Raw genomic sequence first — 8,385 nt, 5'->3', positions numbered from 1 at the left:
GTTGGGCTTAATTAAATATAAAACCCTAAAACCTTTAGCGCATGCTACGCTTGCGCCGCAGATTTTAGATCTAGATTTTAATTATGCTGAGGTACTTATAACAAGTATTACACTTTTATAGACAACTGGAAATTCTATATTTCGGTCACATAGCTATCGACAATTTTATGAGTATACATCCCCCCAGAGGAGCATGGTGGCGCGAAGCACCACCATGCTCCTCTGGAAGTGTAATTTTGTCCTGAGACAAGTGGCTATATAGCAGTCCTCAATGATTTCTGATAAAAATAGGGCTTCAAATTTATACCAAATCACAAAATGGCTACGCCATTTTGTGATTTTAAAACCCTACTGGATTTGGTTTTCAATTTCCAAAAGTGTAGCCACACTTTTGGAAATTGGTATTACTCAAGAATCGGGATAGGTTAACTAAACACCATCAAAGCCTGTCATACCATGTTTAAGAAATAGCTACGCCATTTTTGGTATTAAGTAGCTAAGCATAAGTAAACTTAAAACCTATACGAGTGTAACGCCAGCTACGCAGGCGTTACACTCTCTGATCTTGGCTTTTAATTATGCCTAGCTACTTACATGGTTATAAATTTAAATTAGACCTTCAATCTGCTTAATTCCTTGTACGATCTTTTCAAATATAGAAATAGCTTGGTCAGGAATTTGTCCTTGATGACTTTGAGATTCTAAGAAATCTGCAAGTTTAGCAATTCCATTAAACCCTAAAGCAGTGCTTGCCCCCTTAATAAGATGAGACTCGCGCTCAACTCCAAGGTATTGATGGTTGACGATCGCTACTTTGAGTAAATGTAAATGCTCTGACAAAGAACTAACATAGATTTCTAAAAGCTGCCTTCTGAAATCAGCACTACTATTAGATATTTCCTCTAGATAGCACCAATCAATCTCTAATTCACTAATATTAGCATCAAGAATATTAGCATCGGGAATATTAGCATCGGGAATATTAGCATCGATCGCAATTTCCACGGGATTTACATTTACAGGCAAACTATGAACTGAGTTATGGGCAATAGCTAAATCATCATCCTGAGGCGTAATAGGAATAACTTGACTCCAGTAAGAAATCATTGCCGCGAGTTCTTCCTTTCGTAAAGGCTTGCTGAGATAGTCATCCATTCCTGCGGCTAAACAGCGATCGCGATCGTCTTTCATCGCATTGGCGGTCAAAGCAATAATAACTATTGGTCTGCGCACATTTGCCTTGGATTCCCAATCACGAAGTTTTCTCGTTGTGGCATATCCATCCAGTATAGGCATCTGACAATCCATCAGAATCATGTCATAGTGAATCTGCTCGACTAGCTCTAGAACTTCCTTGCCATTACCCACTACATCCGCACTATAGCCCAAATTAAGGAGTTGATTAATTGCAACTTTTTGGTTGATCGGGCTATCTTCGGCTACCAAAATCTTTAATTTAGAAGTAACAATAGGATCGAGGCTTTGACTATTATCTTTGCTTGGAACGATGGCAAGATCTAGAGGAAGCCCCTTAATGGAATTAATGATACTATTTAACAATCTAATCTTTTTGACTGGCTTACGGAGGTAATGGGCGAAACCAATATCTAGTAACCTTTGAGCCTCATCAGTCCGATCGAGAGAACTAAGCATAATTAAATGGGTATTTTTCAGAATCGGTGATTCCTTAATTTGCTTACCCAAGCTTTCCCCATCGAGATCGGGCATTTGCATATCTAATATCACAAGCTGATAAGGATCGCCAATATTAACTGCATCGATGAGGTGAGACATCGCATCCATCGGATATTCAGTTATGTCAACCCGCATATCCCAAGCATTCAGTTGATACTTGAGAATACGACAATTGGTAGAACTATCATCCACCACCAGTACTCGCATTCCTTGCAAAGAAGGCAAGTCATAGTTATCAGAAGGACAATTGGATTGCTTTTTAAAAAGAAGTTCAAAAATAAAAGTTGAGCCACAATTTTCTTGACTCTCCAAATAAATTTTGCCACCCATCAGCTCCACTATTTGCTTGCAAATGGCAAGTCCTAACCCCGTCCCTCCATAATGGCGGGTTGTCGATGCATCAACTTGAGTGAAAGGTTGAAATAGTTTCGACTGTTCCATCTTCGGAATGCCAATGCCTGTATCAATTACGGCAAAACGTAGCATGGCTTCGCTGTCATTTTCTGTAATTAGACTAACTTCAATGGTTATTTCTCCCTGAATTGTAAATTTAATCGCATTATTGACTAAATTTAGTAAAACCTGACGTAACCTCCCCACATCGCCCTGTATACATTTAGGAACATCAGTATGAATAAAGGTAACTATCTCTAGTTCCTTACTCTGGGCAAAGGGGGCTAAAATTTCTGCTACCTCTTCAATACTAATTTCCAGATCAAAGTCAAGGTTTTCTAGGAGCATTTCCCCAGCTTCCAACTTAGAGAAGTCCAGAATTTCATTGATGAGATTTAACAAGTGATCGCCACTACAACGGATCGTCTGGGCAAAGTCCCGCTGTTGATCGTTTAAAGTTGTATCCAACAATAGTCCCGTCATCCCAATCACCGCATTCATGGGCGTACGGATCTCATGACTCATCATCGCCAAAAAGGAGCTTTTAGCGATCGCAGCTTGCTCGGCATCGGCACGTGCGATCTCTAAAGCAATATTCTGCTCTTGCAAGAGCTTAAGTTGTTTCTTCTCCTGAGCAAGCAAGCGGGACTGCGCGATCGCAATCCCAATTTGATCGGCAAGTTGACTTAGCAAACTAATTTCAAAAGATTCCCAATGCCTAGGTGACACACAGTGGTGAGCGATTAATAATCCCCATAGTTCCTCATTTTCGATAATCGGCACCACAAGATTGGCTTGGACTTGAAATCTTGCCAAAAGTTGCTTGTGACATTCGCTCAAATCAGAATCTTCTACGCGATCGATCGCCAATTTCTTACCCTCTTGATAGGCTTGCCATTGTCCTGCTTGGAAACAAGTATCTTGAATATCTTGATTGAGCGAGGATATCCATTTAGGATCGACCGATTCCACCTCTACGGTTCCACTCCAATCATTATAAAAGCGATAGATAATGACGCGATCGGTCTTCAGGAAATTGCGAATTTCCTTAACGGCAGTATTCAAAATTTCTGGGAGATCTAGGGATTGACGAATGCGAAGCGCAATATCAGACAGGAGCATCGATCGCCAGTTCTGTTTATGGAGTTCTCTCTCTATTTTCCGTTTCTCCATAAATTGTCCCATTTGCCTACCTATGGCAGCAATAAGGTTCATCAGTTCCAGACTTGACTGTTGGTACTGACGACTAAACATCGTAATTATGGCTAAAGTTGATTTATGCTCCCCTTGGATCGGGAAACTAAAGGCATAGTTTAAACCTAAATTCTTGACAGCTTCTGAATTGCGAAAGGTGGGATATTCATCAATTTTAATCCACTTAGCTGTCCCCTCTGCCCAGACCGAACCGATTAATCCCGCCCCATATTCAACGGACATTAATTGATGCGTTTGAATTAACTCAGTCGCATTAATTTCAGGTTTAGCATAGCCCACCATTAATTGCAAAGCACGCGGATAGGTAGTTGTGCTCCATAATTCGCCGACATCCCAAGCCAATTGTTCGCATAGGGTTTCTAAGATCCTCGTTGCCGCTTTATTAAAGGTTGATGATTCTGCTAGAATTCGCCCAATTTGATTCTGGGAGATCGCTAACTTTTCGGTTTGCCGACGGCGATGACGATCGCGCTCGGCTTGCTTCTGAACGGTAATATCCTTAGCAACACCGAGAAATCCTGTTATTTCTCCTTCAGGACTACGAATGGTGGTCATTGATAGCAAAACAGGAAGGCGATCGCCATTCTTCCGCACATAAGTCCATTCTTTCTCAAACACTTCACCCAATTTTGTCTGGGTGGCAAACAAATCAAAGCCCTCAATCGTTTGATTTAACTCAATGGATAATTGCTGAGATCGCTCGCTAATTTCATAGCGATCGTGAAAAATCATCAAACTTTCGCTAATTATTTCTGAGGCTTTATAACCCAGCATTGCTTCTGCACCAGCGTTAAAGGATTGAATCACCCCTTGAAGATCCGTGGAGATAATCGCAAAATTAACGCTATCTAAAATTGCCTGTTGAAAAGTTGATAGCTTCAGTAATTGCGCTTCAGCAGCCTTGCGATCGCTAATATCACGGACAATCTTAGAAGCGCCCACAATCTGACCCGCAGAATTCACTAATGGCGAAAGAGTTACCGCAACATTGCGAGGAGTACCATCCTTACAAAGACGGATAGTTTCAAAATGATCGCCTCGTTCACTGTGGTTCAGGAGATTAAGACTCCGCTCGTTCTCATGTATGCGATCGGGAGGAAAAAGCATGAGAATTGAGCGCCCCAGCGCTTCGGCTTCGGTATAACCAAATAGCCTTACGGCAGCAGGGTTCCAACTAGTAATATTCCCTTCTACGGTCTTAGTAATAATCGCATCATCTGAGCACTCAACTACGGAAGTTAGCAACCGCGATATTTGATTATGGAGCCGCAACTCTAACAGGCTCATGACTAAACGGCTGAGAGCTTCCAGTTGTTGGATCTGTTGTGATGTCAGATCTCGCGGTTGACGATCGAGGACACATAGAGTCCCCAAGGTAAAATTATCGGCAGTCTTTAAGGGAACACCTGCATAAAAACGAATATTCGGCTCACCAACCACTAAAGGGTTATCAGCAAACCGATAATCTTGAGTAGCATCGGAAACATGCAAAACCGCGTTTTCAGCAACCGCATGACCACAAAAGGAAACATCTCTTGGGGTTTCCGTTGCATCAAGTCCCACCCGTGATTTAAACCATTGCCGATCGCGATCGACGAGAGAAATCAGGGCGATCGGCGCACCACAAATGTCAGCGGCTAGCTGGGTCAAGTCGTCATATTCTTGCTCTGGCAAGGTATCAAGAATATGGTAACGATCTAACGCCACTAGGCGATCGCTTTCATTCGATGGTATTTGAGGCTTTAGCATGAAATTAAGTTTGCCCAAACGAATATGAATACAAAAAGCTAAATTAAGAAGCTAAATTAAATGGCTAAATTAAATGGCTAAATTAAATGGCTAAATTAAATGTCTAGAACCGCATTCAAGCGATCGTAAGAAACTTGATATTAATTAAAGTACCTGTGGCTTCGACTTCACTCAGCCAACGTTATCCCATTTCACTAAGGTGTGACAACACTTTTATGAATTAAAAACCAAACTCAGCTAATACCAAAGCTCAAAATGGCTATGCCATTTTGAGCTTTGGTATTAGCTGAGCGAAGCCGAGAGATAACTTTGGTAGGACATTTTTTATCCGCAAGAGCCTAATCTAAAAACATCAAAAAATATAAGCCGCACTGAAGTATATTATCGCTCCAAGTAGTTCAGAGTAGTTCGGCATAGTTAAAAACAAAAATGAGTAACGATGCAAAGCGCCGCCATTCAGATCTTGAGGTTTCAGATATTTTGCTTGAGGATATCCCCCAATATGCAAATACCCCGCTCGATATTTTCTAGAGATTGTGAGAAGTTCAGACGCAAAGCTGGATAACCTTGCCCATCGGGGAAGAAAACCCTACCGCTACCAATTAACACCTTTTGAGTAGCAGCCTGCTGACTAACTAATTGGATTGGCGTAGAGTTGGGCAATTGCACCCAAATAAATAGCCCACCATTGGGCACTGTCCAACGTACGGTACTAGGGAAATATTGTTCCATTGATTGCAACATCAGATCATGCCTTTGATGGTTGATGGAACGCAGATGATTGAGATGGCGGCGATAATGTCCAGAGGCAATATATTCACTAGCGATCGCTTGGGTCACTGTAGAAACATGCAGATCGTGCAGCAGTTTGATTTCTACTAATGATTGATAGTGCTTGCCCGAAGACACCATATAACCCACCCGCAGACCAGGCATCAGCGTTTTAGAAAACGTACCGATGTAAGTTACTAAATCACTACTATCCAATACTTTCAGAGGGGGCGGTGCAGGTTGAAAATTCAATCCTTCATAGGCATTGTCCTCTAAAATTGGGCAATTGTACTTCTCAGCTAAAGAGATTAATTCCCGCCGATGAACCTGCGATGTCGTAATCCCTGTGGGGTTATGAAGAGTACTAACGGTATAAATCAACTTAGGTTGATGGCTTCGTAGATATTGATGGAGCAGTTCGAGATTCATACCATCCTTTTGCATGGGAATACCAATTACTTTAATCCCCATCTTTTCTAGAATGGCGATCGCACCGTGATAGGTTGGACTCTCAACGATCGCCCAATCTCCCGCCTGCAAATAGTACTGAAAAGCCAAAGATAAAGCCTGTTTGGAACCATTGGTAATAATTAAATTATCCGCAGAAACCTCCAAGCCTAATTTCCACGCCAACATTTGTGCTACCTGCTTGCGCAGCGTAAATTGTCCTTGCGGAGCGTCATAACTGAAGAGAATATCGGCAACCTGAGTCATCGCTCGGCGCGAAATCCGCGCTAGATCCTCTAGTCCCGATGGGCGAGGAAATCCCGAAGTAAAGTCAATAACATCTGGATCCAATTGGGCTTGAATGGAACTCATGTACTGATCGATAAAAGATTCTCCCCATTTACTGGGAATCACGACTTCCTGTGCAGGCTCAAGAGTCGAGCTACGTTCGGAAAAATTGACATTATCTGTCACAAAATTAGTCACAAAGTATCCCGCCCCTTGTTTTGCCTCAACCAAACCATCCGCCTCTAGAACACTATAGGCTTCAATCACTGTCAATTTATTTACCTGTACGCTCTCCGCAAGGGCGCGAATCGATGGCAATTGCTCTCCTGCTTGCAGCGATCCTGACGTAATCAAGTGCTTAATGCGATCGCGGATTTGCAGGTAAATTGGCTCTTGAGCCGAGCGATTTAAGGGAATTCTCATGGGGAAAGCATCGCGAAGATGATGCAAGCAGTATATAGCGATCGCCCATCAACTTGCCTAGTACAGTTTTCGCAAATCTCACTAGAACAGTTTTATTTTTTGACAACTGTACTAGTAAAAGTTATCGGATCTGTACCTTCATTTTTTTTGTATTAAAAGATACAAGTAATAGGCATTCACCATTCACGACTACTCTTTCCCAAAACTATGAGAGTCTCTTTTATTCCCGATAATCTATGGGATGCTCTGCGTAAATCATTCCAAAATTCATTCCAAAAGTTGTTCCAAATATCTTTTCATTACAATGAAGAAGTCCAAGTTTGGCAAAAGCGCGATCGCCACGGCAATACCTACTGGTATGTTTACGATCCGAAGACAGGACATTCCGCTCACTTAGGTTCGGAAGAAGAAGTGATGAGTTGGATTGAAAGTCACTATTATTTCTAAGTAGTTCAGCATAATTAAAAACCAAAACCAGAAGAGAGTACCGCCCGCTACACTGGCGGTACTCTCTTCTAGGTTTTATAGCTGTCGCCAATTGTCCTAGGACATAAACCCCAAGAATTGACTGGCGGCGCTTCGCGCCGCCAGTCAATTCTTGGGGTTTGATTTGTCCTAAGTCAAGTGACTGTAGCTATAAACTTACTGATGCTTAGCTACTTAATTTTTCAGCTAAATCCTCAACATCTTTGCGTTGGTATAGGTTTACCTGTCGATGGCGCGAGAATCTCGATTTGATCGTCGTCGCTGCCACTAAATCCTCGGCTTCATTTAAAGAAATCTGTAAAATCATGGCAATATCTTCGATCGAAAGCCATTGATGCCCAAACAGATTTAAAATTTCATCGTCATCCGCATTAAGTATTTGGGAAAAGAGCCTCTCCAAAAGCAACCAGCAGGCGATCGCATCTGACTCAGCGCGATGGGACTTACCCACATCAAATCCATAATGCTTCACTAACTTAGGCAGCGATCGCGATGGCAAATGGGGGAGTAATAGTCTGGAGAGCATCACAGTACAAAGCTGGACGGGAGCAAGATAATCAATACCTAATCGATAGTATTCCGCCTTCAAAAATGAGTAGTCAAACCCAATATTATGGGCGGTAAGCACACCAGTTTGTAACATGGGCAGGTATTCAGGCAAAATGCGATCGCTACTATCGACATCGCTCACCATCTGCTGCGTGATGCCCGTAAACTTAACTATTTGCTCGGGAATCTCCATCTGAGGATTGATGAGGTCGGTCGAGATTTGCTGAATGCCATCTTTAAGGGTTGCTTGCAGAACAGAAATCTCAATAATGCGATCGCGATCGCCCTTCCCCCCAGTAGTTTCTAAGTCAACTACTGTAAATACTTCTGTACTGAGATGGCGATAGTAGGTGAGGATATCAGTAGAGC

4 protein-coding genes are annotated in these 8,385 nt (G+C 42.3%); 1 reads left to right on the top strand and 3 read right to left on the bottom strand.

Annotated features, from left to right (window positions below):
* Positions 1 to 606: 606 nt before the first annotated feature.
* Positions 607 to 5,052, bottom strand: a complete 4,446-nt coding sequence (locus tag AC805_RS12045) for a GAF domain-containing protein (protein WP_055075668.1) — start codon at positions 5,050 to 5,052, stop codon at positions 607 to 609.
* Positions 5,053 to 5,523: 471 nt separating this feature from the next.
* On the bottom strand, positions 5,524 to 6,981 hold the full coding sequence (locus AC805_RS12040) for a PLP-dependent aminotransferase family protein (protein ID WP_055075670.1): 1,458 nt from the start codon (positions 6,979 to 6,981) through the stop codon (positions 5,524 to 5,526).
* Between the two features lie 207 nt (positions 6,982 to 7,188).
* On the opposite strand from AC805_RS12040, the gene AC805_RS12035 reads away from it, so the two are divergent.
* Positions 7,189 to 7,428: a hypothetical protein gene (locus AC805_RS12035; RefSeq protein WP_055075667.1), complete on the top strand. Its 240-nt coding sequence runs from the start codon at positions 7,189 to 7,191 to the stop codon at positions 7,426 to 7,428.
* A gap of 205 nt (positions 7,429 to 7,633) precedes the next feature.
* On the opposite strand, the gene AC805_RS12030 is transcribed toward AC805_RS12035, so the two are convergent.
* Positions 7,634 to 8,385: PolC-type DNA polymerase III (locus tag AC805_RS12030; protein ID WP_072143602.1), on the bottom strand; the 752-nt coding region annotated here is incomplete at its 5' end.

Source organism: Pseudanabaena sp. 'Roaring Creek' (genome assembly GCF_001402795.1).
In the GTDB taxonomy this organism is placed as follows: domain Bacteria; phylum Cyanobacteriota; class Cyanobacteriia; order Pseudanabaenales; family Pseudanabaenaceae; genus Pseudanabaena.
Note: the sequence above shows the minus strand (reverse complement) of the source record. Positions and strands in the feature narration are given on the sequence as shown.